The sequence below is a fragment of the Campylobacter sp. RM16188 genome, from assembly GCF_012978795.1.
GTDB lineage: Bacteria > Campylobacterota > Campylobacteria > Campylobacterales > Campylobacteraceae > Campylobacter_A > Campylobacter_A canis.
Genome location: NZ_LIWQ01000056.1, coordinates 1 through 302 on the forward strand (window position 1 = coordinate 1; position 302 = coordinate 302).

General features: G+C 28.1%; 1 protein-coding gene. It reads left to right on the forward strand.

The annotated features are described in order from the left end of the window. Positions 1–64 precede the first annotated feature (64 nt). Positions 65–280, forward strand: a complete 216-nt coding sequence (locus CDOM16188_RS11165) for a hypothetical protein (RefSeq protein ID WP_172202219.1) — start codon at positions 65–67, stop codon at positions 278–280. Positions 281–302 lie beyond the last annotated feature (22 nt).

Here is a 302-nt window from a genome sequence, read left to right on the forward strand (position 1 = left end):
AGATACTAGCAGTTTATTTTAAAAACTACTGGTATGCTATAATTTAAAAAATAGGGAGCTAGATATGATCGGCTTACAGATACAAAGTAATTTAGACTCCAGCATAATAGAAACTTTTAAAGAGCTTTTTCTAAAAATAGATCCAAATGCAATTATCACGTTCAAGGACAGCAAGAGTGTTGATAATATTTTAAAGAGCTACAAAGAAGGTACCGATTACAATAGCATTAAGCTTATTGGTATAAATAAAAATAATCCAATTATTGCTTGCTGTTTTTAGTTATAATCATAAAAAAGAAAGG

Bases quoted from the DNA above. Each gene is read 5' to 3' on its own strand.
- CDOM16188_RS11165 (WP_172202219.1), top strand. From the start codon at position 65: ATGATCGGCTTACAGATACAAAGTAATTTAGACTCCAGCATAATAGAA.